This is a genomic window from Delftia tsuruhatensis (assembly GCF_903815225.1).
Classification (GTDB): Bacteria; Pseudomonadota; Gammaproteobacteria; order Burkholderiales; family Burkholderiaceae_C; genus Comamonas; species Comamonas tsuruhatensis_A.
Window position 1 is genome coordinate 539681 of record NZ_LR813084.1, and the last position, 25694, is coordinate 565374.

Sequence of the window (25694 nt, forward strand, 5' to 3'; positions counted from 1 at the left end):
AAAAAAATTTACACTCGCGCCCATGCCGGCAATCTCACAGGCCTTTCGCTGTTTCGATGAAGTGGCGCGCCGCGGTTCGGTGCGCAAGGCGGCGGTCACCTTGCACCTGACGGCGGCGGCCGTGAACCAGCAGATCCTCAACCTGGAGGCCCAGGTCGGCGTGCCGCTGTTCGACCGCCTGCCGCGCGGCATGCAGCTGACGACGGCGGGCGAGCTCATGCTGGCCGCCGTGCGGCGCAGCCAGCGCGACTTCGACAATGCACTGGCCCAGGTCGAGGACCTGCGCGCCCTGCGCCGGGGCCATGTGCGCGTGGGCGTGTCGCATGCCACGGCCGAGTACCTGCTGCCCATGGTCATCGCCAGCCTGCATGCGCGCTATCCGGGCATCACCTTCAGCGTGCGCTCGGGCACGGGCGAGGAATTGCTGCGTGGCGTGGCCCAGGGCGAGATCGATGTGGCCTATTGCCTGCGCCGGCCGCCGCCGCCCGGCGTGCAGGAGGTGCGGGCCTGGCCCCAGCCGCTGGGCGCGGTGATGGCGCCCGGGCACCCGCTGAGCACGCGGCCGCGCCTGCTGCGGCTGCGCGACTGCGGGGACTATCCCTTGATCATGATGGCGCCCGGCATGGAGCTGCGCAGCATGCTGGAGAACATCGACAGCGCGGCCCTGCATGCGCAGCGGCCGCTGGTGGAGACCAGTTCCGTGCCCATGGTGCGGCGCCTGGTGGCCGGCAGCATGGCCCTGGGGTTTCTGGTGCCCGACAACGTGGCCGAGGATGTGGCGGCCGGCCGACTGGTCTGGCGCGCACTGCACGATGCGGGCGCGCAGCTGCCCAGCTGCCTGTACCAGCGAACCGGCTACGCCAAGGCGGCGGCCATGCGTCTGTTCCTCGATGAACTGGAACGCATGGCCGACGATATGCGGGCCGGCTTCGAGACCGGCGTGTCCTGGTCGCTCAAGGACCTGGCAACCTGAGAGCGGGCCGGCACCTGCGTCAGACGCCGCGCGCGCGGTCCGCCTTGAACCGTGCCCGGAACTCGCCGAAGCTGCCTGCCTCCAGCGCGTTGCGCACTTCCTGCATCAGGTTCAGGTAGTAGTGCAGGTTGTGGATGGTGGTGAGCATGGGGCCCAGCATCTCGCCGCAGCGGTCCAGATGGTGCAGGTAGGCGCGGGAGAAGCCGTCGCGCCCGCCTTGCTCCCAGCTCACGCCGCTGGCGCCGGCGCAGGCGTGGCAGGTACAGCTGGGGTCCAGCGGCTGGTGGTCGGTCTTGTGGCGTGCATTGCGGATCTTCAGATCGCCATAGCGCGTGAAGATGGTGCCGTTGCGCGCATTGCGCGTGGGCATCACGCAGTCGAACATGTCCACGCCATCGGCCACGCCCTGCACCAGGTCCTCGGGCGTGCCCACGCCCATCAGGTAGCGCGGCTTGTGGGCCGGCAGGCGGTGGGGCGTGTGGGCCATGATGGCCAGCATCTCGTCCTTGGGCTCGCCCACCGAGACGCCGCCCACGGCATAGCCGGGGAAGTCCATCTCGACCAGGGCCTGCAGCGATTCCTCGCGCAGGTTCTCGTACATGCCGCCCTGCACGATGCCGAACAGCGCGTTGGGGTTGCCCAGGCGCTCGAACTCGTCGCGCGAGCGCCTGGCCCAGCGGCGGCTCATCTCCATGCTCTTGCGAGCCTCGGCCTCGGTGGTCTTGTGGCCGTTGGTCTCGTAGGGCGTGCATTCGTCGAGCTGCATGACGATGTCCGAGTTCAGGATCGTCTGGATCTGCATGCTGACCTCGGGCGACATGAACAGCTTGTCGCCGTTGACGGGGCTGGCGAAGTGCACGCCTTCCTCGGTGATCTTGCGCATGGCGCCCAGGCTCCAGACCTGGAATCCGCCCGAGTCGGTGAGGATGGGCTTGTCCCACTTCTCGAAGCCGTGCAGGCCGCCGAAGCTCTGCATGATGTCCAGCCCCGGGCGCATCCACAGGTGGAAGGTGTTGCCCAGGATGATCTGCGCGCCCATTTCCTGCAGGCTGCGCGGCATCACGCCCTTGACGGTGCCATAGGTGCCCACCGGCATGAAGATGGGAGTCTGCACCACGCCGTGGTTGAGCGTGAGCTGGCCGCGGCGCGCGTGGCTGGAGGGATCGGTCTTGAGCAGGTCGAATTGCAGCATAGCCCTCCATTGTCCCAGATGGGCGCATCCGCGTGTCGGACGCGCCGCGGCTGCCCCCGACGTCCGTCCGGCATGGCCTGCCGGGGTCTACACTGCGATGCAACGTGATTCGCCATTCTCATCAGAACAAGGAGGTCCACATGCTGAAGATCATGATTGCCGTCGATGGCTCCGAGCCCTCGCTCGACGCCGTGCGCCACGCGATTTCCCTGGTGCGCCAGGGCTTGCAGGCCCATTTCGTGCTGGCCCATGTGCAGCAGGAGGCCTCGCTGTTCGAGCTGGCAACGCAGGACTCCGACATGATCGCCGCCGCCAGCGTGGAAGCCGGCACGCATCTGGTGGCTTCGGCCGTCGCCCTGGTGCAGGCGGCGGGCATTTCCCATGAGGTGGAGATCGGCCTGGGCGAGCCCGCGGCGGTGCTGGCCGACATCGCCGACAGTACGGGCTGCGAGCAGATCATCATCGGCGCCCTGGGCCAGGGCGGGCTGCGGCGGGTGCTGATCGGCTCGGTCTCGCGGGAGGTGGCGCGCAACAGCCCGCTGCCCGTGACCATCGTCAAGCATGCGGAGCCCCGCGACGAGGACGAGGAGCCGGATCTGGAATGAGCAGGAAAGGTGCCGATGCCTTCAGGCGGCCCGCCGCTGCTGCCCCTGGTGCCGGCCGGCGTAGGCGCCATGGGCAGGGTGTTGCATCTTGCCGTGCGGCAGGCTGGACAGGCGCTGGAACATGCGGCGGCAGTAGCCGCGTATGCCCAGGCACTTGTTGATCTCGTCCACGGGCAACGGGCCCGAGACCACGACGATGCTGTCGGCCTGCTCCCAGTCGCCGGCTGCGCGCAGGCGCCGCCGCGTGCACAGCGCCCATGCATGGATGCGGGTGGGCGAGCCATGCTCGTGGACCTGTCCCGTGACCAGGTCGAAGGCGATGGCCACCAGCTCGGTCCTGAGCCGGCAGCGGCGCTCGCCCGTGATGGCACTGGGCGTCTCGCGCATGTCGTACAGGCAGTAGCTGCCGGACTTGAGCTGGTATTGCAAATCCATGGCGGACCTCCGGGGTTCGTTCTGGGGCGGTTTCCGGGCCTGCCTGGATAGGCCCGGGGCATCGGCGCATTCTGACGCATGGCCCCCGCCACTGGCAATGCAGCCAGCGGGGCGGGGCTTCCCGGCGAAGGGCAAGCGGCAAAGCGTGCCCGCGAGGGCGGGCCTGCTAGAAGTCCAGAAGGCTGAAGCCCACGCTGAGCACGGTGCGCTTGTAGTTGTAATCGATCAGGCTGTCACCGTATCCGCTGAAAAGCTGGACATGCAGGCGCAAATTGCTCTTGCCACCGTTCCATCCTTCGCCTAGCGTGCGCAGCCATTCGATGCGGCCGGAGCCGCGTCCCTGGCCCAGGGAGCCGCGTGCCGTGAAGCCCAGGTAGTTCTGCGCATTGACGTTCCAGCCCAGCTTCACTTCGCCCCGGCCTATGTAGTCCTGGATGCGCGGGTTGTCGTCATGCTCGGCGCTTTCGCGGATGCGCTGCCAGGCCTTGGCGTGCAGCTGCCACCGGTTGTCCAGCTCGAAGCCGGTCATCAGATACCAGCGGTTCCAGCTGCGCGACAGCGGATCGCTCTGGCCGTTGGACTGGTGCGCCAGGCCCACGCCGCTGTAGCGCCAGCGCCAGCCGAAGGGCAACCGGGCATCGGTGGGGTAGACGTAGAAGATCTCGGGCTCGTGGTCCGTGTTGCGGAAGGGCCGCGAGATGGCGGGGCTGAACAGCTGCCAGTACGACTGCTGGGTGTAGCCGACCCACAGCGAGTCCTTGCCCGCCGAGGTGCTGCCGGTCAGCAGGCCCTGGGCGACCTTGGTGCGCACCGACAGCTGCACGCGCATTTCCTCGGTCTTGTAGGGCTGCGGCTGCGCAGGGTCCTTGCCGGGCGTGGTGGGCTGCCGGTTGACATGGTCGGCCGTCACCACGGACACGGACATGGGCCGATAGCCGCGGAAGCTGAAGGTGCCGCAGTCGCTGCCCGGTTCCAGCTCGAAGTAGCGCGACAGTTCGCTGTAGCGCGGGTCGCGGCAGCCGCCGTTGGTGGGGGTGGTGGGCAGCGCCAGGCCCTGGCCGCTGTCGGCTGTCACCACGGGGGCGGGCGTGGGCAGGGCGCCAGGATCGGCTGCAGCGCTGGCGGCCGGAGCACTCCAGCCGGTGGCCGGCGGCGCGGTCAGCGGTTGCTGCTGCTGTGCCCAGGCGTCGAAGCAGGCCAGGCGGGACTGGTTGTCCGTGGTGGCGGCGCACTGGCGCCAGGCGTCCTCGGGCAGGGGGCGGGGCGCGGTCTGCGCCTGTGCGCCTAGCCAGGGTGCGGCGCACAGGCCCAGGGCCAGGGCCCATTGCGAGGGGGCAGGGGCGCCGGGCAGGCGCTTGCGGCGATCCAGGTGCGTGACGTTCTTCATGGATGGTTTCCTGTGTTGGGCCGTGTTCTCAGGGGCTGACCTTGCGCAGCACGAAGGGACGGCGCGGAGCATCCTCGCCCTCGATGTAGTCACCGCGTATCTCGCGGGCACAACTGCCCTCGACCACGTCGCCCAGCCAGGTGGCGGTGATGCGCTGGCCATCGGCGCTTTCCTCCAGCGTCACCTCGCCGTCGGCGACATCGCCGACCATGGGGCGGCTGGCGCCCGCGCGCTCGATCGTGCCCTTGACCGAGCCTTTCCACCTGGGGTGGGTGTCCAGCCGCAGGCGCACGGCCTGGGGCAGGCCCTCGACGGAGCCTGTCCATTCGCCGAGCAACTGGGCATCGCTCATGTCGGCGTTCAAGGGGCAGGCCGCCTTGTCGGCGGCTTTCTCCGTGGCCTTGGCGGGCGGCTGTTCAACGGGTTTGCCGGGAATGCGGGCGGCGGGCTGTTCGGCATGTGCGCCGGGCAGCAGGAAGGTGGATGCGGCCATGAGGGCCAGGGTGCAGGCAGTGCGGTGCAGGCGCATGGTGTGGAGGTGGTCTCGTGGTTCAGTCGGCTGGTGTCGGCTGCTGGGCCTTGCGCGCGAATTCGGCGCGCAGCTGGCGCAGCTTCTCGCGCGGGTCTTCGCGCGAGGTGGCGGCGTCCAGGCCCATTTCCTTGATGAAGCGGCTGGGCAGGGTGGCGACCATCTCGCGCCCCTTCTTGCGGCGCTTGGTCCAGCTCACGGCCAGCGATCGCCGGGCGCGCGTGATGCCCACGTACATGAGGCGGCGCTCTTCCTGCAGACGCTGGGCCGTCTCGTCGCTGACCTTTTGCTGGCGGCCATCGTCGTCGTCGAGCTTGAAGGGCAGCATGCCCTCGGTCACGCCGACCAGCATCACATGCGGCCATTCCAGGCCCTTGGAGGCATGCAGCGTGGACAGGATGACCATGTCCTGCTCCTTTTCGCGCTCGCTGATGGTGGACAGCAGGGCGATGTTGCGTGCCACCTCGAGCAGGCTCTTGACCTCGGTGTGCGTGGTCGTGCCCGCCGCATCCTCGATCTGGCCTCCCGCGCGCTGGGCCATCCAGTCGCAGAACTCCAGCACGTTGCTCCAGCGCGCGGCGGCCACGGATTCGCTGTCCTCGCTATCGTAGAGGTACTGCTCGTAGCCTATCTCCTTGAGCCAGTCGAGCATGAAGCCGCGAGACTGCTCGGCGCCCAGCGTGTGGCGCGCGCGGTATTCGAGGTCGTTGATGTAGCGGCCGAATTCCAGCAGGCTGTCGTGGGCCTTCCTGGGCAGGGCCGCTTCCAGCATGTGGGAGAACAGGGCGCCGAACATGCTGAGCTTGTGCTGGGACGAGAACTCCCCGAGCTTGCCCAGCGTGGTGTGGCCTATGCCGCGCCTGGGCGTGCCGATGGCACGCAGGAAGGCCGGGTCGTCGTCGTTGTTGATCCACAGCCGGAACCAAGCGCACAGGTCCTTGATCTCGGCGCGGTCGAAGAAGCTGGTGCCGCCCGAGACCTTGTAGGGAATGCTGGCCTTGCGCAAGGCCTTCTCGAAGGGCTTGGCCTGGTGGTTGGCGCGGTAGAGGATGGCGAAGTCCTTCCAGTCCGGCGGCGGGTTGCTGGCCGCGCGCAGGCTCTGGATGCGTGCCACGGCACGCTCGGCCTCGTGCTCCTCGGTGTCGCAGTCCACGATGCGCACTGGCTCGCCCTCGCCCAGCTCGGAGAACAGCGTCTTGGGATAGAGCTTGGGGTTGGGCTGGATCACGTTGTTGGCCGCGCGCAGGATGGCCGAGGTGGAGCGATAGTTCTGCTCCAGCTTGATGACCTTGAGCTGCGGGAACTCCACGGGCAGCTTCTTGAGGTTGTCCAGCGTGGCGCCGCGCCAGCCGTAGATGCTCTGGTCGTCGTCGCCCACGGCCGTGAAGTGGGCGCGGCTGCCCACCAGCAGCTTGAGCAGCTCGTACTGCGTGGCATTGGTGTCCTGGTACTCGTCCACCAGCACATGGCCCAGCAGGCGCTGCCATTTCTCGCGCACCTCGGCATGGTTTCTGAGCAGGCGCATGGGCATGCCGATCAGGTCGTCGAAGTCCACGCTCTGGTAGGCCGTCAGGCGCTCCTCGTAGCGCTGCATGATCAGCGCCGTGCTGCGCTCGTTGTCGTCCTGGGCCATGGCCAGCGCCTTGCGGCTGTCCCAGCCGGCGTTCTTCCAGTTGCTGATGGTCCACTGCCACTGGCGGGCGGTGGCCAGGTCGGTGGTGCCGCCCGAGCAGTCCTTGAGGATGCCGGTCACGTCGTCGGCATCCAGGATGCTGAACTGGGGCTTGAGGCCCAGCACATGGCCGTCCTCGCGCACCATGCGAACGCCCAGCGCGTGGAAGGTGCACACCAGCACGTCTTTGGCCTGGCGGCCGATGAGGCCGGCGGCGCGCTCACGCATTTCGGCGGCGGCCTTGTTCGTGAAGGTGATGGCCGCGATGCGGCGCGGGGCCATGCCCGTCTCGATCAGCCGCCCGATCTTGTGCGTGATCACGCGCGTCTTGCCCGAGCCCGCGCCGGCCAGGACCAGGCAGGGGCCTTCGGTGTAGTGGACGGCCTGGAGCTGGGCCAGATTGAGTCCTGCGGACATGGGAGCGACTGCGCGGGGAGAACCGTGAAAGTGAGGGAAGCGGGAGCATACCGCTTCGGGGTGTCAGGCCACCGAGCCAGGTGTAAGCCCCCTGGGAAATTGGCGACAAATCCCCGTGGCGCGGCAGGGCACGCGGATGTCGGCAAATACCATCAGGGGTAGAAAAATTCACATTGTTCTTGTGAGCAATGTGTAAAAACTATCGAAAATATTAGCATCCGCCAATGAATTGCGGTGGATGAATATTTTTTGCCTATACCCCGTTTCCCTATCCGGTGAGGTGGTGAAGATGACTCGCACAATGGACGAGATCGGCCTGGCTGCCGAGTTGTGGTCCCCCTCGCTCAAGCAGCGTTTCGAGGCCTTGTTCGCCGTGGCGTCGCGCAAGTCGCTGCGCGGCTGGCGGCAGGTTCCCCTGGTCAGCGCCCAGGTGCTGGTCGTCGATGGCAGCCTGCCCGTGCCCGAGGCCGCCGTGTGGATGCCCTGCGTGGTCTATGTGGGCGGCGTTCCCCAGGGCCAGCATCTGGAGCGCACACAGCAGCGGCTGGCCACCTACCTGGACCTGGACTTCACGCTGTCCGACCTGATCGACATGCTGGACAGGGCGGCCGTGTTCCTGATGGATTGGAAGGTCCGCCAGCAGCTGGCATCCTCGCAGGCCCTGGAGCGCGCTCTGGACCTCGTGCGCCAGCAGGGCGAGGACTGCCGTTACCGTTTCCAGCTCAAGGCCTGGGTGGCGCTGCCCGCGCCATGGAACAGCTCCGAATGCCTGAGGGCGCTGGCCATGCTGTGTCGTGGTCCCATGGATGTGGCCACGTTGTGCGAGCACAGCGGAATGGAGCCGGCCGCCGTGGCCGAGTTGCTGCGCCACCCCCGCCTGCAGGGCCTGCTGGAGTGCAGCCTGCGGCCAGCGCGCGAGGACGATGCTGCCGCAGCGCAGCGCGGCCGTGCGTCGGTGCCCGCCACGGCGGCGGGCCTGCCGCGCCAATGGGTGCAGAGGCTGGCCGGCTGGATCCGGCGCGGAGGCCTTGCATGAGCCAGTGGATGCAGGCGCGGCCCGCGGCCGGCCTGGTGCGCGTGAGTCTGGTGGGGCCCATGGGCATAGGCAAGACCACGGCGCTGCGCAGCCTGTGCGGAGCGCTGATGGCGGCCTCCGATGTCCCCAACCTCGACCAGGCGGCCCATTCCAAGGCGTTCACCACGGTGGGCGCCGAATTCGGAGAGATCGATCTGGGCGGGGGTGAGCGGCTTCAACTGGTGGGCAGCCCCGGGCAGGAGCGCTTCGATTTCGTGCGCCGCTGGGTGCTTGCCGCCTCGGTGGGCGTGCTGCTGATGGTGGACCTGAACGATGCTGCCGCGCTGGACTACGCCGCGCAGCGGCTGCAGGAGATCGCCGGCCTGGAGGCCGAGCCCCTGGTCGTGGTCCTCAGCTGCCGTGACGCCAGCGCACAACAGATGGAAGCCTTCAGCACCGCCTTGGCGGGCAAAGGTCACGGTATAGTGCCTGTCATCCAGGCGGACCCCCGCGACCGGCAACAACTGCTGGATGCGCTGGGGGTGCTCGTTTCCTTGCTTTCCTTGCAAAGTCAGGCATGAAGACACCGACGCTTCCCCAGATTTCCTCCTCCGTGATCGAAGCTGGCAGAGATGTGCTCAACCGCGTGGTCGCCCCCCTGGACGGGGTGCACATCGCCTTGCTGTGCACGCTGGACGGTTTCGAGATCACGGCCTTGCGGGTCAAGAGCGAACTGCCCACGGAGCGCCTGTCAGCCATGGCGGGTTCGCTGATGGCCATGGCCAAGGCGGTGGCCACCGAGATAGGCCACAAGTCCTGCCGGCGGCTGACCTTCGAGACCGAACTGGGCACCGTGCTGTTCCAGGCCGTGGGCGGCAGCCAGCCGGCCATCCTGTGCATGGTGATGGACCAGAGCGCCCTGCTGGGCCGCGCGTTGTGGGCGGCGGGCGAGGTGGCCGCCGATCTGGCGCGTCGCTGACTTGCGCATATTTTTCCAGGTGTTTTCTCCCCCGAGGCGCGGGTGCGGTGGCCCATCGCACTGCCCGCCCTCGCAATTTGAAAAGGTGGCATATGGCTTCGATACATGATTCTCTGAACGGCCTGCTGGGCATCGATGGCGCCCTGTGTGCGGCCCTGGTGGACAGCACCAGCGGCATGCTGATGGGCAGCGTGGGCTCCGGCCTGGACATGGAACTGGCCGCGGCCGGCAACACCGAGGTGGTGCGCGCCAAGCTCAAGACCATGCGCATGCTCAAGCTCGACGATGCGATCGATGACATCCTCATCACCCTGACCCACCAGTACCACATCATCCGGCCCGTGGCGGCCCATGAGGGCGTGTTCTTCTACCTGGTGCTGGACAAGGCCCGCTCCAACCTGGCCCTGGCCCGCCGCAAGGTGCAGGACATCGAGAAGGACCTGGCGCTGTAAGCGCGCGCGGTCCCGCGCTCCAGCCTGCCGCAAGCGCATTGCGGCAGGTTTTTTTTCTCCGGCGTCACCGTGGCGCCACGGGCGCGCGGTGTTTGTGGCAGCTTGCTGCCAGAATCGCCGCGTGCTGTCCGTCCTGCTGATCACCTTCCCCTTCTTCGCGCTCGTGGCCTGCGGCTTCGCCGCCACCTGGCGCGGCGTGCTGCCGCAGGCGGCGATTCCGGGGCTCAATGCCTTCGTCCTGTATTTCGCGCTGCCCTGCATGCTGTTTCGCTTCGGCGCGCAGACGCCAATTGCCCAACTGCTGGATGTGGGCGTCTCCGCGGTCTACCTGCTGTGCGCGCTGCTGATGGTGGGGGGGACCGTGGCGCTCACGCTGCGGCGCGTGGGCTGGAACGATGCGGCCTTTGGGGCGCTGGTGGCCGCCTTCCCCAATACCGGCTTCATGGGCGTGCCCATGCTGGTGGCCTTGCTGGGCGAGCGCGCCGCAGGTCCGGTCATCGTCACCATGGCCATCGACATGGTGGTCACCACCTCGCTGTGCATCGCCCTGTCGCGCCTGGGCCTGTCGGGGGGGCATGGCATGGCGGTGGCGCTGCGCAGGGCCCTGGTCGGCATGGTCTCCAATCCCATGCCCTGGTCCATCGTGCTGGGCGGCCTGGCGTCGGCGGCCGGCTGGACCTTGCCCGGTCCCCTGGACAGGACGGTGGCCATGCTGGCCGGCGCGGCCTCGCCCGTGGCCCTGTTCACCATTGGCGCGGTGCTGGCGCGCTCGCAGATGAACAGCCATGAGCGCGTGGCCGTGCGCGACTACCTGCCTATCGCCATGGCCAAGCTGGTCATCCACCCGCTGCTGGTCTGGGCCGTCGCGCGCACGGCCATGGCCCTGGGCCTGGCGATGGACGGGCAGACGCTCGTGGTGCTGGTGCTGCTCGCGGCACTGCCCAGCGCCAGCAATGTGTCTTTGCTGACGGAGCGCTTCGGCGCCCATGGGGGGCGTGTGGCGCGCATCATCCTGGTCTCCACGGCCCTGGCCTTTGTGAGTTTTTCGGGTGCGGTGGCACTGATGACATAGCCGCTTGTAGGGGAGGCTGTCAATCTTCGGTCTGCCGCAAAAGCCATGGAACTTGTCTGAGGGCGCATTGGAAAGGTCTGCTCTCTACAATGCCGGCCATGTTTTCCTGCAGCGGACGTCCCGCATGACCTCATCTTCGCTTCCCGCGTCCACGTCAGGCGCACGCGCGCTGTGGATGGTGACCCTGGCCTGTCTGGCCTGGACCCTGGTGTCCTGGCTGGCCAATGGCAATCTGGACGGCTACAACGACATGCTGGAGAACTACGCATGGTCGCAGCCGCTCCAGCTGGGGACGCACAAGCATCCGCCGTTCTTCGCCTGGGTGGTCGGCCTGTGGTTCATGGTGTTTCCGCAGAGCGATGGCTTCTACCGCCTGCTGTCCTATGCCAACGTGGGCGTGGGCATCTGGGGCGTGTATGTGCTGGGCCGGCGCCTGGGGCTGGTGCGCCTGGCGCCGCTGGGCGCCGCCCTGCTGCTGTGGTGCTTTCCCTACACGACGCTGGCAGGCAAGTTCAATGCCAACAGCCAGCTGCTGTCGCTGTGGCCCTGGGCCGCGGCGCTGCTGCTGGCGAGTTGGCAGGAAAAGGGCCTGCGCGGCCTGGCCTTCAGCCTGGCCCTGGGCGTGGTCTCGGCCGCCTGCATGCTCAGCAAGTACTACAGCGGGGTGTTCCTCGCGGGCTTTCTGCTGCCCATCTTTCTGGCGCCGGCCGGCCGGCAGTGGCTGCTGACGTCTCGGCCCTACGTGGCCCTGCTGGCCTTCGGCCTGGCCCTGGCCCCGCACGTGGCCTGGATCGCCCACCACCACTGGGTGACGCTGGGCTATGCCATGGACCAGGGGGGCGGCCGGGTCGTCTGGGGCTATGTGCTGCGCTTCGCGCTGTCGCCCATCTTCTACTGGCTGCCGGCCTGGCTGGCCGTGTGCCTGGTCTATGGCTTCATGCAGGCGCGCCGCCAGGGGGGTGGCTGGCTGCGCTGGAGCGCGCGTTTCCTGCGCCGCAGCTGGGCATGGCAGGGCAGGGCGGACGTGCTGTTCTGGCTGGCGCTCATGCCCTGGCTGGCAACCCTGGCCTTCGGCATCGCCGGCGTGGTGGAGCTGTCCACGCCCTGGGCCATTCCCATAGGCTATGCCTTCGTGCTGCTGTGGCTGCGCAACCTGGACATCGAGGCGCCCGCCGTGACGGAGGCGGCGCTGGCCGCGCTGGGCCGGGCCTGGTGGCCCAGCCTGGCGGTGGTGGCCCTGGTCGGGCTGGCCGTGGGGTGGGGCAATGCGCGCAAGAGCGGCTCGGACTATTACCGTCCCTCGGCCGAAGCGGCGCAGGCCATCGTGCAGTCCTGGAGCCAGCGGCACCCGGGCCAGGCCCTGCAATGGGTGGGTGGCGACTGGGCCGAGAACGCCATGCTGTCCTTTTATGCGCAACCGCATCTGCGCACCGTGCCCGGCCTGCCGCACAGCGAGTACGCACGCGTGCTGGCTCCGCTGGACTGGCAGCACCAGAACGGACTGCTGCTGTGCCCGCGCGGCCCCGCGAGCGGCGAGCCGGGGCCGACCGCGCAATCGCTCGCATGCGAACGGCAGGCCCGCGACTGGCTGGAGGGGCTGGGCCTGCCCGCGCAGCCGCGTGTGCTTACCGTGCAACGCTCGGGTTGGCGCTTTCCTCTGGCCAGGCCCTATGCCTATGCGGTTTTTGACGTGTTGCCCCGCGGGGGTGGCCAGCCCGCTGACAATGCTGGCCTATGACCGAATTGCATGCTGACATCGCTCCGGCCGCGCCCAAGGGGATGCTGCCGCGTCCGCCGCTGCGGCTGAGCTGCGTGGTGCCTGCCCACAACGAGGAGGGCAACCTGGAGGCCTTCCTGCGCGCCCTCGATGCGACGGTGCGCACGCTGACACCCGACTACGAGCTCATCGTCGTCAACGACGGCAGCCGCGACGCCACGCACGAGATCGCGCTGCGCATGGCCCAGGAGCTTCCCGTACGCTATCTGGCGCTGTCGCGCAACTTCGGCAAGGAGGCGGCGCTGTCGGCCGGCATCGACCATGCGCGCGGCAATGCCGTGGTGCTGATCGACGCCGACTTCCAGCATCCGCTGCAGATGCTGCCCCAGATGTGCGAGCTGTGGCGCTCAGGTTACGACATGGTCTATGGCGTGATCGCGGACCGGGGGGCCGAAAGCGGCGCCAAGCGCGTGGGCACCAATCTGTTCTACCGGCTCATGAACGCCGGCAACCTCGTGAAGATCCCGCCCAATGCTGGCGATTTCCGCTGGCTGGACCGCTGCGTGGCCGATGCGCTCAAGGCCCTGCCCGAAAGCCACCGCTTCATGAAGGGGTTGTACGCCTGGGTGGGGTTCAAGGCCGCTGCCCTGCCCTTCGTGCCCGCGGACCGCACGGCAGGTGCTTCCAGCTTCAACTTCCGGCGCCTGGGCTCGCTGGCCCTGCTGGGGCTGACCTCGTTCACGACCTTGCCGCTGCGCGTGTGGAGCATCGTCGGCGGCATGATCTCGCTGGTGGCCCTGCTCTACGGCCTGTGGATCACCGTCGAGACGCTGATCTTCGGCAATCCGCTGGACGGCTGGCCCACGCTGGCGGCCAGCATCATGCTGTTCTCCGGCGTGCAACTGATGTCCATCGGCATCCTGGGCGAGTACATCGGCCGCATCTACGACGAGGTCAAGCGCCGCCCCACCTACCTGCTGGCACGCGACGAGGACCGCAGCCCGCTGGCGCAGCGGGAGTAGCCATGCATGCAGTGATCGCGCAACTGCGCCGCCTGCCGCAGGCGCTGCAGTTCGTGCTCGTCGGCGGTTGCGCGGCGGCCACCCACCTTGCTGTGGTGGCCCTGCTGGTGCAAGGGGCTGGCATGGCCCCGCTGCAGGCCAACGTACTGGCCTTTCTCGTGGCCTTCGTGGTCAGCTACAACGGGCATGCGCTGTTCACCTTCGTGCAGGCCGGCGCCCGTGGCTGGTCCGTGGTGGCGCGGTACTTCGCCGTGGCCTGCGCCTCCTTCGTCGCCAATGAGCTGCTGTACTGGGTGGCCCTGCACTGGCTGGGCTGGCATTACTTCTGGAGCCTGGCCCTGGTGCTGGTGCTGGTGGCCGTGGGGACCTTCGTCTTCGCCAAGTTCTGGGCCTTCGCCGTGCCCGCACGCAAGGAGCCTTCATGAACGCCCAGCCCCCCAAGGCCATCGCATTGTGCGCCGACGACTATGCGCTGCATCCCCTGGTCGATGAAGCCGTGCAGCAGCTGGCGCGGCAAGGCCGGCTCTCTGCCACGAGCTGCATGACCACCTCGCCACGCTGGAGGCAGGCGGCGCCGGCCCTGGCCGACCTGCATCCGCGCCTGTCCCTGGGCCTGCACTTCAACCTGACCGAAGGCCACGGCGTGCATGCCGGCACCGGCATCGGCGCGGTGATCGCGCAAGCCTACACGGGCCGCCTGGGCCGTGTCGCGCTGCGCGGTGCATGGAAACAGCAACTCGATGCCTTCGAGGACGCCCTGGGCATGGCCCCTGACTTCATCGACGGCCACCAGCACGTGCACCAGCTGCCCGGCGTGCGCGCGGCGCTGATGCAGGAACTGCATGAACGCTACAGTGCCAAGGCGGGCCGCCTGCCCTGGGTTCGCTCCACCGCGCCGGCGGGGCAACTGTGGCGCGACCCCAAGGCCGCCATCATCGCCCTGCTCGGCGGCTGGGCCACCACCCGCCGCCTGCGCCGCCAGGGCGTGCCGGCGAACCATGGCTTCGGCGGCGTCTACGGTTTCGACGCTCCCACGCCCGAAGGCTACGGCCACCACATGACCCGATGGCTGGCCCAGCTGCCGCCCGCCAGCCTCATGATGTGCCACCCCGCCACTGCCCCCGTGGAAGGCGACGCCATAGGCACCCAGCGCGCCATCGAATACGCCTATCTCTCATCCGACGCCTTCGCCCAGGCCCTGGAGCAGGCCCATTGCCACATCGCCCAGGGCCCCCTGACCCCGCTGTTCACATCGAACTGAAAAGACAAAAGAAAAAGCTCCGCGAACGGAGCTTTGAGCGGGGCCGTAGAGACTGGCGCTGTCCCCAGGTCAGGGACAGCGAGCAAGGGCCGCCCCGCAGCGAGGCTGTCGTCCCCCTCCCGCGTAGCGAGAGAGGGGGAAGGCGCGCCAGCGCCTCAGGGGGGGCTCAATACTCCCAGAAAATGCGCTGCAACTGCTTGGTGTCCTGCGTCTTGGTCAGGGCCACGGCAGCCAGCAGGCGGGCCTTCTGCGGGTTCAGGTCATGGGCGACGACCCAGTCGTACTTGTCGTCGGGCTGCTCGGCGTTGCGCAGCACGAAGCCGGCCGGCACGCGCGAGCTGCGCACGATGATGACGCCCTTCTGGCGCAGTTCGTTGAGCTTGGGCACGATGCGGTCGGCCACCGAGCCATTGCCCGTGCCGGCATGCACGATGGCCTTCACGCCGGCCTTGCCCAGCGCGTCGATGGCCGTGGCGGGCACGTTGCCGTAGCCGTAGACGATGTCCACCGCGGGCAGGTCGGTGATCTGCTCGATGTTGAACTCGCTGCCCTTGGTGTGGCGCTTGACGGGGGCGCGGAACCAGTAGGTCTTGCCCTCGACCACCATGCCCAGCGGACCCCACTGGCTGGCGAAGGCATTGGTCTTGATGTTGGTGAGCTTGGACACATCGCGCGCGGAGTCGATGTTGTCGTTCATGCTGACCAGCACGCCCTTGCCGGCGGAATCCTTGGAGGCGGCCGTGGCCACGGCGCCCAGCAGGTTCAGCGCGCCGTCAGCCGAGATGGCGGTGCCGGGGCGCATGGAGCCGACCACGACGATGGGCTTGTCGGTAGGCACCACCAGGTTCAGGAAGTAGCCGGTCTCCTCCAGCGTGTCCGTGCCGTGGGTGATGACGATGCCGTCCACGCCGGGCTGCTTGGCCAGTTCGTTGACGCGGCGTGCCAGTGTCAGCAGTTCCTTGTTGGTGAAGCTCTCGGACGCGATCTGGAAGACCTGCTCGCCGGAGACGTTGGCGATGTTGCTCAACTCGGGCAGGCCGGCCAGCAGCTTGTCCACGGGCACCTTGGCGGCCGTGTAGGTGGCGCTGTTGACGGCGCTGGCGCCGGCGCCGGCAATCGTGCCGCCCGTGGCCAGGACGACCACGTTGGGCTTGCCGGCCTGGGCAGCGGGCGCGGGAGAAGGTGCGACCGCCGTGATGGGGGCCGTGCTGGCGGACGACTGGCCCGCGCCGGGCTGGGACGCGCAGCCGGCCAGCGCCAGCGCGACGGCCACCAGAGACAAACGGAAGGGGGTGAACGGCATGTATCGCTCCTGGAATTGCATTTGGATGTTCCAGCCTTGTGGGCTGAAGTCCGGCACGATGCAATAAACATGCCGTGGCCGCATTGGCGCAAATCCCGATGGGAGCTGCTTGGTGTTTGCGCTAAAAGCGCTTCCGAATAAATAGCATGCAATTCATTGCTGATGCGGTGTGGTGCAATGAAAACCTTGTGATTTCACGGGCTTGCCGCGCTTCAGATGGACAGGGGGTCCACATCGACCAGCCAGCGCACCAGGGCCCGGTGCGCCGGCTGTGCCCGGATCCAGTGCAAATGCCCTTGCCATGCACAGAGGAAACGCAGCAAGGCCGGTCGCCGGGCCGACTCGATCAGCATCTGGGCGCGCTCCACGTTGGCCACGCGCTGGACGGCCATGGGAATCGGCGGATAGAGGAACACCTCGTCCATATGGGGCAGGCCGGCCTCGCGCGCCGCCTCGGTGGCGGCCAGCAAAAAAGCCTGGGCTTCCTGCTGGCTGCGCGCGTCGGCGCGCACGATGGCCTGGAAGGCAAAGGGCGGCATGCCGGCGTCGCGCCGCTCACGCAGCTGGCGCGCGGCAAAGGCCGGATAGTCATGCGAGCGCAGCGCCGTGTAGACGGGATGGGAAGGGTCGTGGGTCTGTATCCACATCTGTGGATGGCTGGCCTGGGCCGCCACGTACTGCGCATCGCGCCCGGCCCGGCCGGCCGCCTGCATCAGCAGGCTGAACAGGCGCTCGGGCGCACGGTAGTCGCTGGAGAACAGGGCGCTGTCGGGCTGGACGGCGGCCACCAGGGTGATGCGCCGGAAGTCGTGTCCCTTGGCCACCATCTGCGTGCCCACGAGCACATCGATGTCGCCCGCGTGCACCTGGGCCAGCTGTTGCTCGAGTGCCCCCTTGGCACGTGTGGTGTCGGCGTCTATGCGCGCCACGCGGGCCGGCTCGCGATCAGGGCGCTGCACGTTGCGCAGCAGCCGTGCCAGCTCTTCCTCCAGCTGTTCCGTGCCCTTGCCCAGCGGCAGGATGTCGGGGTTGCCACAGCCGGGGCAGGCCCTGGGGACACGCTGGGTGAAGCCGCAGTGGTGGCAGCGCAGCGTGCGGTCGGCCTTGTGGAAGACCTGGTGGGCGCTGCAGTGCGGGCAGTCGCTTTTCCAGCCGCAGTCCGCGCAGAACAGCACGGGCGCGAAACCGCGGCGGTTGAGCAGCACCAGGCTTTGCTCACCGCGCCGCACGCGCTCGGTGATGGCCTCGATCAGCGGCGGGGAGAACACGGCCTTGCGCGGCTGCTGGCCCATGTCCACCAGGTGCACGCGCGGCAGGGCGGCGGCACCGATGCGGCTGGGCATGTGCAGCCGCAGGTAGCGCCCGCCCTGCGGTTCCTCGGGGCTGGGCGGGCGGCTGGCATGCCAGCTCTCCAGCGAAGGCGTGGCGCTTCCGAGGATGACCTTGGCACCGCAGTCGCGCGCGCGCCAGATCGCCAGGTCGCGGGCCGAGTAGCGTGCGCCTTCCTGCTGCTTGTAGCTGGCATCGTGCTCCTCGTCGACCACGACCAGGGACAGCCCCGGCAGGCTGGCGAAGACCGACATGCGCGTACCCAGCACGATGCGCGCCGTTCCCGTGTGCGCGGCCAGCCAGCTCTTGAGCCGCTGTGGGTTGGTCATGCCGCTGTGCATGCTGGCCACGCAGGATGCGCCGTACCGCGGCGCGAAGCGGGCGGTGAAGCGCTGCTCCAGCTGGGGCGTGAGGTTGATCTCGGGCACCATCACCAGCACCTGGGCGCCGGGGTCCGCCTCCAGCGCGGCCTGGGCGGCCCTCAGGTAGACCTCGGTCTTGCCGCTGCCCGTGCTGCCATGGAGCAGGAAGGGCCCGGGATGGGCCGCGATCTGTGCGAACACGTCGGCCTGTTCGGCGCTGAGGGCAATGGGGGCGGTATCCGGGACAGGTGCCGACGGGGCCTGCACCTGCCCTGCATCGGGTGCGGATGCCTGGGCCGCCTTCCTGGAGGAAGCCCTGGACTTCGTCGCAGCCTTGGGTGGCCTGAGCCGGCGCGCCAACTGCTCGGCCGTCATGTCGCGCAGCTGCGGCGGCAGCGCCGTCACGGCGATCTCGCCCACGCTGCGCTGGTAATAGTAGGCAGCGAAGGCCACGAGCCGGCGCCAGGCCGGCGCCAGCGGCGCGATGCCATCCAGCACGGCACTGACAGGGCGCAGCTCCAGGCCTTCAGGCATGTCGGGCGGCAGTGCCGGCGTGTCCCAGACCACACCCAGCAATTCCCTGCGTCCCAGCGGCACGCGCACCAGCGTGCCGGGCGCCAGCGGCTGCGCGCTGGCGTAGCTCAGCAGCTCGCCAACGGCGCTGTGCGCCGGCGTCTGAACGGCGACATGGACAGTATGGGCGGGGAGTGACATGCGGGGAAAACGGCCTGAAAGCGCGGGCGACCGGCAGCGGCGCCACGGCGGCAAGGCCATCAAGCATAAGCCTTCCGGTTGTCAAAAAAGCGGGTCGCTGACCTATTACACCAGACGGTCGGCCCACGGCTGAGGGTTTCTGGGTAGATCATGAATTTCTGTGGATAACTTTGTGGGGATTATTCGGGGCTATGGGCCTGCATGGTCTGGACTCCTCGGGCCACTGGGCTTTGGTTGAAAGGGGTGCTATCAAGAAATTTATTCAAAAACAAAGGCTTATATCGATATGTCGCCAATGTGTAGGCGTGGATGACAAGTGCACGGCGGCAGGCGGTGCCCGGGCCTCTCTGTGCATAAGATGGTCTGTGGCCATCTGTGCATGGGCTGGTTGGAGTCCGTCCGCCCCTGGTTCCGGGGGCGTTGTCCACAGTGGTGGCGCTGGCGGTGGCCGTTGTGGGCAACCGGCAGCGGGAAGGGGTACGTCATCTTTTGTTTCAATTGATTGGAAATATTGATATTTTTTTTCAATTGATTTTTGCTATTTCATCGAGAATCAACTCTCACTTTCCTGGAAGGCTGGCGAAGTCCGGGAAAGACAAATAACAAGACGAATGGCGAGGGGTCTGGCGCATGCGCCCGTTCCATGCGGCTGCAGCAGGAGGTCCGCAGCGGATGTCTTTCCTCGCCCGGATTTCACCGGAGGGAGTTGCACATGGGACGATGGAAGACGACGCGGCCACGCCGCCGCCTGGCGCTTGGCGCCGCCCTGATGATAGGCCTGACCACAGGTCTGGCCGGTATGCCGGCCCAGGCACAGATAGCCGCCGTGTCCTGCGGCGTGTCCATCCTGGATTTCTCGAACGCGAGGGCGCATGGTGGCAGCTCCAGCATCTACATGCCCGGCGCAGCCGCCGGCATAGGGCAGATCAACCCCGCGGCCGCGAGCGAGTGGTGGCAGACGGTGACTCCAAGGGCGGCCCGCTCGGGCTGGTGGCCAAGCGTTGGCGGCGACCACAGCTCAATGGGACAGACGCCGCGCGATGGCTACTTTCTGCTGTTCGACATCGTCGCCAACAGCAACCAGACGGTGTATTCCAACCAGCTGACGAACCTGGTCCCCGGCCAGGATTACACGGTAAGCCTGTGGCTGAGCAGCACCTACCATGCCAATTCGCCCCAGGTGACTGTGGATCTGCTCGATGGCGGCGGCAGCGTCGTGCAGCAGGCCAGCCCGCTGCTGCCCAACGTCACGGACAACACGGCCACGGACCTGCCCTGGCAGCAGGTGAGCCTGCGCTTCACGGCCAGCCACACCACGCAGGACATCCATCTGCACGAGGCCCGGAACCCCAGCGCATCCGGCGCCGACCTGGGCCTGGATGACATCAGCCTCACCCACCATTGCCCTGTCGTGCCGCCAGGCCCGGGCGGGGGCGCCGTGGCGGTGCCCGCGCTGGACGGGGCGGCACTGTGGCTGGCCGGCGCAGCCATGGGAGGCCTGGGCGGCGTCATGGCGCGCCGCCGCCAGCGAAGGGGCGGTCGGTAGTCAGGCCAGGCGCAAGGCGCGCGACTGGCTGTGCACGGCCTCCACCAGGGCCGCCACATGCTCGGGCGGCGTGAACTGGCTGATGCCATGGCCCAGGTTGAAGATGTGCGTGGGTCCCGTGGTGCCACGGTCGGTATGGGGCCTGCCGAAGCTGCCCAGCACGGCGCCGACCTGCTCGGCGATGCGTTCGGGCGGAGCGAACAGCACATTGGGGTCGATATTGCCCTGCAAGGCCTTGCCGGGGCTGCCGACCTCGCCGCCCACGATGGCGCGCGCGCGTCCCAGGTTCGCGGTCCAGTCCAGGCCCAGCACTTCGCAGTCCAGATCCTTCATGTCGGGCAGCCAGATGCCGCCGCCCTTGGTGAAGACGATGCGGGGCACATCCTGCCCGTCGACACCCGTGCGCTTGAGGCCGGCCAGCACGCGCTTCGTATAGGCCAGGCTGAATTCCTGGAAGGCGCCATCGGCCAGCACCCCGCCCCAGCTGTCGAAGACCATCACGGCCTGGGCGCCGGCATCGATCTGCGCATTCAGGTAGGCGGCCACGCTGTCGGCATTGACGGCCAGGATGCGGTGCATCAGGTCGGGGCGTGCATACATCAGGCTCTTGACCTGGCGGTAGTCGTCGCTGCCCTTGCCCTCGACCATGTAGCAGGCCAGGGTCCAAGGGCTGCCCGAGAAGCCGATCAGCGGCACGCGGCCGTTCAAAGCGCGGCGGATGCTGGTCACGGCGTCGAACACATAGCGCAGCCTGTCCATGTCGGGCACGGCGAGTTCTGCCACGGCGGCCTCGTCGCGCACCACCTTGGCGAAGCGCGGGCCCTCGCCCTCGGCGAAGGACAGGCCCAGGCCCATGGCGTCGGGCACGGTCAGGATGTCGGAGAACAGGATGGCCGCATCCAGCGGGAAACGCTCCAGAGGCTGCAGCGTGACCTCGGTGGCGTAGTCCACGTTGGTGGCCAGGCCCATGAAGCTGCCGGCACGGGCGCGCGTGGCCTTGTATTCGGGGAGATAGCGGCCCGCCTGGCGCATCAGCCACAGCGGCGTGTAGTCGGTGGCCTGGCGCCGGCAGGCGCGCAGGAAGGTATCGTTGGTCAGGGGGGCGAAGCTCATGGGCAGGGATTGTCGCCCAGTCGCGCGCTTCGGGCCCGGCCGATGCCTGAGCGGGACAGGGCGTCTTGCCCGTGTTAACCCGTGTCAATATCGGCGACCATGGGCTTTTCGCGGCCGCTACATTCTGCGGCGTGCGTTCGGCACGGATTCCACTTGAAGAGAAAGTTTGCGATGCAGCGTAGAACCTTGACCCAGATCCTGGCCCTGGCCTCCGTCTTCCCTGCCGTCGGCGTCCTGGCTGCGACCCCGGCTGCCGAATCGCCGTTTCCGGGCAAGGTGCCGCTGCGCATCGTCGTCGGCTATCCGCCCGGTGGCGCCACCGACCGCGTGGCGCGCATCGTGGCCGACAAGCTGCAGTCGCGCCTCGGCTCCCCCGTGGTGGTCGAGAACAAGCCCGGTGCGGGTGGTCGCCTGTCGGCCCAGTATGTGAAGAACGCGCCGGCCTCCCAACCCGCGCTGCTGATCGCCAATCCGGCCGTGATGCTGGTGGCGCCCCTGGTGTTCGCCGACTCGGGCTACGACCCCGAAAAGGACTTCCGCCCCGTCAGCGAAGTCAACCGCTACGAATTCGGCGTGGCAGTCTCCAGCGCCGTGCCCGTCAAGCAGCTGTCGCACCTGCTGGCCTGGCTGCGCGCCAACCCCCAGCAGGCCAACGTGGGTGTGCCGGCCACGGGCAGCCTGCCGCACTTCTTCTCGCTGATGCTGGGCCAGGCGGCCAAGGTGCAGGCCGAGGTCGTGGGCTACAAGGGCTCGGCCCCGCTGCTGACCGACCTGGTCGGAGGCCAGGTGCCGCTGGCCATCGATACCTTCGATGTCTTGCTGCCCCAGCACGAGGCCGGCAAGATCCGCGTGCTGGCCGTGTCGGGCGAGCGCCGCAGCACCATGGCGCCGGACATTCCCACGCTCAAGGAGTCGGGCCTGAACCTGTCGGGCATGGGCTGGAACACCTTGTTCGCGCCGCAGAGCATGGCCCCTGCCGCCGCCGAGCGCCTGTCGCAGATGGTGCAGGAGATCATGAACGAGCCCGAAACGCGCGAGAAATTCGAGGCCAACCGGCTGATCCCGGTCTCCAGCAGCAGCACCCAGACGGCCGCCATGCTCAAGGCCTACCGTGCGCAGTGGGCGCCCGTGGTGCAGGGCTCGGGCTTCAAGCCCTGAACAGACACCAAGAGGCCCGCCGGGCCTCTTTTTGACAGGTGACTAGGGTTTCTCTCAGTGCCTGAACGCTTGTCGCCAAGTGGCTTGGGGGACTAACATTTACCGACCATTCGGTAAATTATGTTTGATCTGCCGCATAAAGACGGCAGACAGGCCACGGAGACTTTCATGCCCCCATCGCTGGTTCTGGTGGAACAGCAGGACGCCGTCCGCACCCTGGTGCTGAACCGTCCCGACGCGCTCAACAGCTTCAACGCACCGTTGCACGAGCAACTGCTTTCGGCCCTGGAGCAGGCTGCCGGCGACGCCTCGGTGCGCTGCGTGGTGCTCACGGGCGCGGGGCGCGGCTTTTGCGCGGGCCAGGACCTGTCCGATCCCGAGGCGGCGCCGGACCAGAATCTGGGCGACCTGATCGAGCGCCGCTACCAGCCCCTGTGCCTGCGGCTCAAGTCCATGCCCGTGCCCGTGGTGGCGGCCGTCAACGGCGTGGCGGCGGGGGCCGGCGTCAATATCGCGCTGGCCTGCGACCTGGTGCTGGCGGGACGTTCGGCCAGCTTCATCCAGGCCTTCGCCAAGATCGGCCTGGTGCCCGACTGCGGCGGCACCTGGTTGCTGCCGCGCCTGGTGGGCCGCGCGCGCGCCCTGGGGCTGGCCCTGCTGGGCGACAAGCTGCCTGCGGCCGAGGCCGAGCGCATCGGCCTGATCTGGCACTGTGTCGAGGATGCCGAGCTGCGTGGAGAGGCCCAGGCCCTGGCGCAGCGCCTGGCCGGCATGCCGGTGCGGGCCCTGGCACGCACACGGGAGGCCATGGACTCTGCCCAACTGCTCGACTACGAGCATGCGCTGTCGCGCGAGGCGCGCCAGCAGGGCCAGCTGGGCGCGGCCCACGACTACCAGGAGGGCGTGGCCGCCTTCCTGGGCAAGCGCGCCCCTGTGTTCACGGACCGCTGAGGAGCCGCGCCATGCAAGACACTCTTTCCGCGGCCGACGCCGCGCAGCACTTGGCCGAGCAGGTGCGCGACGGCATGCTGGCGCGCGACCGCGCGGCGCAGGGCCTGGGGCTGCGCATCGTGGAGATCGCGCCCGGCGCGGCCCGCATCGAGATGGCCGTGCGCGACGACATGCTCAACGGCTTCGACATCTGCCACGGCGGCTTCATCACGGCCCTGGCCGATACGGCCTTCGCCTATGCCTGCAATGCGCGCAACGAAATGACCGTGGCCTCGGGCCTGAGCGTGGACTTCGTCGCGCCTGGCCGACCCGGCGACCTGCTCACCGCTCAGGCCCGCGAAGTCTCGCGCGCGGGCCGCACAGGTGTCTACGACGTGCAGGTCAGCAACCAGCGCCAGGAAGTGATCGCGCTGTTCCGGGGCCGCTCGCACAGCTTCAAGGGCCGGCCCACCGTGCCTGGGCTGACCGAGCCCGCCTGAAGAGGTCCGCCATGCCTGCCCAGTGCCCCGCCCCCGGCAGCCTCGACCCCATCGAGACCGCCAGCCGCGACGAGATCCAGGCCCTGCAGCTTCAGCGCCTGCGCTGGTCGCTGCAGCACGCCTACGACAACGTGCCGCACTACCGCCGTGCCTTCGACGCACAAGGCGTGCACCCCTCGGACCTGCGCACGCTGGCCGACCTGTCGCGCTTTCCCTTCACCACCAAGAAGGACCTGCGCGAGAACTACCCGTTCGGCATGTTCGCCGTGCCGCGCCAGAAGGTGGCGCGCGTGCATGCCTCCTCGGGCACCACGGGCAAGCCCACCGTGGTGGGCTACACGCTGAAGGACATCGACCACTGGGCCAACCTGGTGGCGCGCTCCATCCGCGCGGCGGGCGGGCGACCCGGCGACATGGTGCATGTGGCCTACGGCTACGGCCTGTTCACCGGGGGCCTGGGCGCGCACTACGGTGCCGAGCGCGCGGGCTGCACGGTGGTGCCCATGTCGGGCGGGCAGACGGAAAAGCAGGTGCAGCTGATAGAGGACTTCCGGCCCGACATCATCATGGTCACGCCCAGCTACATGCAGGTGATCGTGGAGGAGATGCAGCGCCAGGGCCTGGACCCGCGCGCAAGCTCCTTGAGGATCGGCATCTTCGGCGCCGAGCCCTGGACCGAGGCCATGCGCCGCGAGATCGAGGGCAAGGCGGGGCTGGACGCGGTGGACATCTACGGCCTGTCGGAGGTGATGGGGCCGGGGGTGGCCAGCGAATGCGTGGAAAGCAAGGACGGGCCGGTGATCTGGGAGGACCATTTCTACCCCGAGATCATCGACCCCGACACGGGCGAGGTGCTGCCGGACGGAAGCGAGGGCGAGCTGGTCTTCACGTCGCTGTCCAAGGAGGCCATGCCCATCGTGCGCTACCGCACGCGGGACCTGACGCGGCTGCTGGCGCCGACTTCGCGCAGCTTCCGGCGCATGGGCAAGATCGTGGGTCGCAGCGACGACATGCTCATCATCCGCGGCGTGAACCTGTTTCCCACGCAGATCGAGGAGATCGTGCTGCACAACGGCCAGCTGTCGGGCCAGTACCAGTTGGTGGTCAGCCGCGAGGGCAACCTGGACCGGCTGGAAGTGCGCTGCGAGATGCAGCCCGGGGCTCAGGCCGACGCGCAGGCGCTGCAGCAGTGGGTGCAGCAGCGCATCAAGACCCTGGTCGGCGTCAGCGCCGAGGTCCGGGTGCTGCCGCCCGATGCCATCGAACGCACCCTGGTGGGCAAGGCCCGCCGCGTGATCGACCACCGCAGCCGCTGACCGCGCAAAGGAGTCCCATGGCCCGAGGCCGATCTTCCGGATACGACGACCAGCGCGAACTGATCCTGGGCCACGCTGCCGCGCTGTTCGCGCGCAGCGGCTACCCCGGCACCTCGATGAACGAGGTGGCCCAGGCCTGCGGCCTGTCCAAGCCCACCATCTACCACTACTTCCGCGACAAGTACGCGCTGCTGGTGGACATCACCGACGGCCACATGACCCGGCTGCAGGCCCTGGTGGACGAGGTGCAGGCGCTGGAGCTGCCGCCCGAGCCCCGGCTGCGCATGCTGATCGAGCGATTCGTGCAGGAATACGCCCATGCCCGCCATGCCCACCGTGTGCTCACCGAGGACGTGCGCTTCCTGCAGGACGACGACCGCCAGCGCGTGCTGGGCAAGGAGCGCGCCGTTGTCGAGGCCTTCGCCCAGGCCGTGGCCCAGTTGCGTCCCGACGCGGGCGGCGCGGGCCTGTCCAAGGCGCTGGCCATGCTGCTGTTCGGGATGATGAACTGGATGTTCACCTGGCTGCGGCCCGACGGCACGCTGGACCACGAGGCCATGGCGCCCGTGGTGGCCGACCTGTTCCTGGGCGGGCTGCCTGCCGTGCAGACCCCAGGCAAACCCGGGCATCGAAACGCTGGCAAAAAAGTAGTTACCACGGTAAATTGTGGCGCCTGACGGCACCACGCCCATCCA

General features: G+C 68.2%; 25 protein-coding genes. 17 read left to right on the forward strand and 8 right to left on the reverse strand.

The window, feature by feature from the left end; genetic code table 11:
- Positions 1-22: 22 nt before the first annotated feature.
- A complete protein-coding gene (locus L1Z78_RS02500; protein ID WP_234639994.1) occupies positions 23-973 on the forward strand; it encodes a LysR family transcriptional regulator in 951 nt (316 codons plus the stop codon).
- Between the two features lie 19 nt (positions 974-992).
- Here L1Z78_RS02500 and tgt read toward each other — a convergent pair whose 3' ends face one another.
- Complete coding sequence (tgt, locus tag L1Z78_RS02505) at positions 993-2165, reverse strand: tRNA guanosine(34) transglycosylase Tgt (RefSeq protein ID WP_234639995.1); 1173 nt, start codon at positions 2163-2165, stop codon at positions 993-995.
- Positions 2166-2305: 140 nt separating this feature from the next.
- Here tgt and L1Z78_RS02510 point away from each other — a divergent pair, with 140 nt between their 5' ends.
- A complete protein-coding gene (locus tag L1Z78_RS02510) occupies positions 2306-2770 on the forward strand; it encodes a universal stress protein (protein ID WP_234639996.1) in 465 nt (154 codons plus the stop codon).
- A 21-nt stretch (positions 2771-2791) separates the two neighbouring features.
- On the opposite strand, the gene L1Z78_RS02515 is transcribed toward L1Z78_RS02510, so the two are convergent.
- The 4 genes from L1Z78_RS02515 to L1Z78_RS02530 all read right to left on the reverse strand — a co-directional run bounded on the left by L1Z78_RS02515 (position 2792) and on the right by L1Z78_RS02530 (position 7210).
- Positions 2792-3205, reverse strand: a complete 414-nt coding sequence (locus L1Z78_RS02515) for a hypothetical protein (RefSeq protein WP_234639997.1) — start codon at positions 3203-3205, stop codon at positions 2792-2794.
- 166 nt (positions 3206-3371) lie between these two features.
- Positions 3372-4592, reverse strand: coding sequence for a phospholipase A (locus tag L1Z78_RS02520; RefSeq protein ID WP_234639998.1), 1221 nt, complete (start codon positions 4590-4592; stop codon positions 3372-3374).
- A gap of 28 nt (positions 4593-4620) precedes the next feature.
- On the reverse strand, positions 4621-5121 hold the full coding sequence (locus L1Z78_RS02525) for a hypothetical protein (protein ID WP_234639999.1): 501 nt from the start codon (positions 5119-5121) through the stop codon (positions 4621-4623).
- 22 nt (positions 5122-5143) lie between these two features.
- Positions 5144-7210: an ATP-dependent helicase gene (locus tag L1Z78_RS02530; protein ID WP_234640000.1), complete on the reverse strand. Its 2067-nt coding sequence runs from the start codon at positions 7208-7210 to the stop codon at positions 5144-5146.
- A gap of 289 nt (positions 7211-7499) precedes the next feature.
- On the opposite strand from L1Z78_RS02530, the gene L1Z78_RS02535 reads away from it, so the two are divergent.
- From L1Z78_RS02535 to L1Z78_RS02575, 9 genes are all read left to right on the forward strand, one after another.
- On the forward strand, positions 7500-8246 hold the full coding sequence (locus L1Z78_RS02535; protein WP_234640001.1) for a hypothetical protein: 747 nt from the start codon (positions 7500-7502) through the stop codon (positions 8244-8246).
- Positions 8243-8806, forward strand: a complete 564-nt coding sequence (locus L1Z78_RS02540; protein ID WP_234640002.1) for a GTP-binding protein — start codon at positions 8243-8245, stop codon at positions 8804-8806. The genes L1Z78_RS02535 and L1Z78_RS02540 overlap by 4 nt, the downstream gene beginning before the upstream one ends.
- Positions 8803-9204, forward strand: coding sequence for a roadblock/LC7 domain-containing protein (locus L1Z78_RS02545; RefSeq protein WP_234640003.1), 402 nt, complete (start codon positions 8803-8805; stop codon positions 9202-9204). The genes L1Z78_RS02540 and L1Z78_RS02545 overlap by 4 nt, the downstream gene beginning before the upstream one ends.
- Positions 9205-9296: 92 nt before the next feature.
- Entirely contained in the window at positions 9297-9656 is a 360-nt protein-coding gene (locus tag L1Z78_RS02550) for a hypothetical protein (protein WP_234640004.1), read from the forward strand.
- A 121-nt stretch (positions 9657-9777) separates the two neighbouring features.
- Positions 9778-10728: an AEC family transporter gene (locus L1Z78_RS02555; RefSeq protein ID WP_234640005.1), complete on the forward strand. Its 951-nt coding sequence runs from the start codon at positions 9778-9780 to the stop codon at positions 10726-10728.
- A gap of 124 nt (positions 10729-10852) precedes the next feature.
- A complete protein-coding gene (locus tag L1Z78_RS02560) occupies positions 10853-12466 on the forward strand; it encodes a glycosyltransferase family 39 protein (protein WP_234640006.1) in 1614 nt (537 codons plus the stop codon).
- Positions 12463-13467 carry a glycosyltransferase family 2 protein gene (locus L1Z78_RS02565; protein WP_234640007.1) on the forward strand — a complete coding sequence of 335 codons (1005 nt, stop codon included), beginning with the start codon at positions 12463-12465 and terminating at the stop codon, positions 13465-13467. Before L1Z78_RS02560 ends, L1Z78_RS02565 begins: the two co-directional genes overlap by 4 nt.
- 2 nt (positions 13468-13469) lie before the next feature.
- Positions 13470-13892, forward strand: a complete 423-nt coding sequence (locus L1Z78_RS02570; RefSeq protein ID WP_234640008.1) for a GtrA family protein — start codon at positions 13470-13472, stop codon at positions 13890-13892.
- Entirely contained in the window at positions 13889-14728 is an 840-nt protein-coding gene (locus L1Z78_RS02575; protein ID WP_234640009.1) for a ChbG/HpnK family deacetylase, read from the forward strand. Before L1Z78_RS02570 ends, L1Z78_RS02575 begins: the two co-directional genes overlap by 4 nt.
- Before the next feature lie 166 nt (positions 14729-14894).
- Here L1Z78_RS02575 and L1Z78_RS02580 read toward each other — a convergent pair whose 3' ends face one another.
- Both L1Z78_RS02580 and priA read right to left on the reverse strand, forming a co-directional pair.
- Entirely contained in the window at positions 14895-16031 is a 1137-nt protein-coding gene (locus tag L1Z78_RS02580) for an asparaginase (RefSeq protein ID WP_234640010.1), read from the reverse strand.
- A gap of 212 nt (positions 16032-16243) precedes the next feature.
- Positions 16244-18436, reverse strand: coding sequence for a replication restart helicase PriA (gene priA, locus L1Z78_RS02585; protein ID WP_234640011.1), 2193 nt, complete (start codon positions 18434-18436; stop codon positions 16244-16246).
- Between the two features lie 712 nt (positions 18437-19148).
- On the opposite strand from priA, the gene L1Z78_RS02590 reads away from it, so the two are divergent.
- Entirely contained in the window at positions 19149-19982 is an 834-nt protein-coding gene (locus L1Z78_RS02590; RefSeq protein ID WP_234640012.1) for a hypothetical protein, read from the forward strand.
- On the opposite strand, the gene hemE is transcribed toward L1Z78_RS02590, so the two are convergent.
- Positions 19983-21095 carry a uroporphyrinogen decarboxylase gene (hemE, locus tag L1Z78_RS02595; protein WP_234640013.1) on the reverse strand — a complete coding sequence of 371 codons (1113 nt, stop codon included), beginning with the start codon at positions 21093-21095 and terminating at the stop codon, positions 19983-19985.
- A 171-nt stretch (positions 21096-21266) separates the two neighbouring features.
- Between hemE and L1Z78_RS02600 the strand changes: the two genes are divergently transcribed.
- The 5 genes from L1Z78_RS02600 to L1Z78_RS02620 all read left to right on the forward strand — a co-directional run bounded on the left by L1Z78_RS02600 (position 21267) and on the right by L1Z78_RS02620 (position 25676).
- Positions 21267-22253, forward strand: coding sequence for a tripartite tricarboxylate transporter substrate-binding protein (locus L1Z78_RS02600; protein ID WP_234640014.1), 987 nt, complete (start codon positions 21267-21269; stop codon positions 22251-22253).
- A 168-nt stretch (positions 22254-22421) separates the two neighbouring features.
- Positions 22422-23204: an enoyl-CoA hydratase-related protein gene (locus L1Z78_RS02605; RefSeq protein WP_234640015.1), complete on the forward strand. Its 783-nt coding sequence runs from the start codon at positions 22422-22424 to the stop codon at positions 23202-23204.
- An 11-nt stretch (positions 23205-23215) separates the two neighbouring features.
- Positions 23216-23683: a hydroxyphenylacetyl-CoA thioesterase PaaI gene (paaI, locus tag L1Z78_RS02610; protein ID WP_234640016.1), complete on the forward strand. Its 468-nt coding sequence runs from the start codon at positions 23216-23218 to the stop codon at positions 23681-23683.
- 11 nt (positions 23684-23694) lie between these two features.
- The gene (gene paaK, locus L1Z78_RS02615; RefSeq protein WP_234640017.1) at positions 23695-24999 is read left to right on the forward strand and encodes a phenylacetate--CoA ligase PaaK; all 1305 of its coding nucleotides are present in this window, start codon (positions 23695-23697) and stop codon (positions 24997-24999) included.
- Positions 25000-25016: 17 nt separating this feature from the next.
- Positions 25017-25676, forward strand: coding sequence for a TetR/AcrR family transcriptional regulator (locus L1Z78_RS02620; protein WP_234640018.1), 660 nt, complete (start codon positions 25017-25019; stop codon positions 25674-25676).
- Positions 25677-25694: the final 18 nt, after the last annotated feature.

Bases quoted from the DNA above. Each gene is read 5' to 3' on its own strand.
- hemE (WP_234640013.1), bottom strand. From the start codon at position 21,095: ATGAGCTTCGCCCCCCTGACCAACGATACCTTCCTGCGCGCCTGCCGG.
- L1Z78_RS02605 (WP_234640015.1), top strand. From the start codon at position 22,422: ATGCCCCCATCGCTGGTTCTGGTGGAACAGCAGGACGCCGTCCGCACC.
- tgt (WP_234639995.1), bottom strand. From the start codon at position 2,165: ATGCTGCAATTCGACCTGCTCAAGACCGATCCCTCCAGCCACGCGCGC.
- L1Z78_RS02575 (WP_234640009.1), top strand. From the start codon at position 13,889: ATGAACGCCCAGCCCCCCAAGGCCATCGCATTGTGCGCCGACGACTAT.
- L1Z78_RS02560 (WP_234640006.1), top strand. From the start codon at position 10,853: ATGACCTCATCTTCGCTTCCCGCGTCCACGTCAGGCGCACGCGCGCTG.
- L1Z78_RS02570 (WP_234640008.1), top strand. From the start codon at position 13,470: ATGCATGCAGTGATCGCGCAACTGCGCCGCCTGCCGCAGGCGCTGCAG.
- L1Z78_RS02515 (WP_234639997.1), bottom strand. From the start codon at position 3,205: ATGGATTTGCAATACCAGCTCAAGTCCGGCAGCTACTGCCTGTACGAC.
- L1Z78_RS02520 (WP_234639998.1), bottom strand. From the start codon at position 4,592: ATGAAGAACGTCACGCACCTGGATCGCCGCAAGCGCCTGCCCGGCGCC.
- L1Z78_RS02600 (WP_234640014.1), top strand. From the start codon at position 21,267: ATGCAGCGTAGAACCTTGACCCAGATCCTGGCCCTGGCCTCCGTCTTC.
- paaK (WP_234640017.1), top strand. From the start codon at position 23,695: ATGCCTGCCCAGTGCCCCGCCCCCGGCAGCCTCGACCCCATCGAGACC.
- L1Z78_RS02540 (WP_234640002.1), top strand. From the start codon at position 8,243: ATGAGCCAGTGGATGCAGGCGCGGCCCGCGGCCGGCCTGGTGCGCGTG.
- priA (WP_234640011.1), bottom strand. From the start codon at position 18,436: ATGTCACTCCCCGCCCATACTGTCCATGTCGCCGTTCAGACGCCGGCG.
- L1Z78_RS02545 (WP_234640003.1), top strand. From the start codon at position 8,803: ATGAAGACACCGACGCTTCCCCAGATTTCCTCCTCCGTGATCGAAGCT.
- L1Z78_RS02580 (WP_234640010.1), bottom strand. From the start codon at position 16,031: ATGCCGTTCACCCCCTTCCGTTTGTCTCTGGTGGCCGTCGCGCTGGCG.
- L1Z78_RS02550 (WP_234640004.1), top strand. From the start codon at position 9,297: ATGGCTTCGATACATGATTCTCTGAACGGCCTGCTGGGCATCGATGGC.
- paaI (WP_234640016.1), top strand. From the start codon at position 23,216: ATGCAAGACACTCTTTCCGCGGCCGACGCCGCGCAGCACTTGGCCGAG.
- L1Z78_RS02530 (WP_234640000.1), bottom strand. From the start codon at position 7,210: ATGTCCGCAGGACTCAATCTGGCCCAGCTCCAGGCCGTCCACTACACC.
- L1Z78_RS02525 (WP_234639999.1), bottom strand. From the start codon at position 5,121: ATGCGCCTGCACCGCACTGCCTGCACCCTGGCCCTCATGGCCGCATCC.
- L1Z78_RS02535 (WP_234640001.1), top strand. From the start codon at position 7,500: ATGACTCGCACAATGGACGAGATCGGCCTGGCTGCCGAGTTGTGGTCC.
- L1Z78_RS02590 (WP_234640012.1), top strand. From the start codon at position 19,149: ATGGGACGATGGAAGACGACGCGGCCACGCCGCCGCCTGGCGCTTGGC.
- L1Z78_RS02620 (WP_234640018.1), top strand. From the start codon at position 25,017: ATGGCCCGAGGCCGATCTTCCGGATACGACGACCAGCGCGAACTGATC.
- L1Z78_RS02500 (WP_234639994.1), top strand. From the start codon at position 23: ATGCCGGCAATCTCACAGGCCTTTCGCTGTTTCGATGAAGTGGCGCGC.
- L1Z78_RS02510 (WP_234639996.1), top strand. From the start codon at position 2,306: ATGCTGAAGATCATGATTGCCGTCGATGGCTCCGAGCCCTCGCTCGAC.
- L1Z78_RS02565 (WP_234640007.1), top strand. From the start codon at position 12,463: ATGACCGAATTGCATGCTGACATCGCTCCGGCCGCGCCCAAGGGGATG.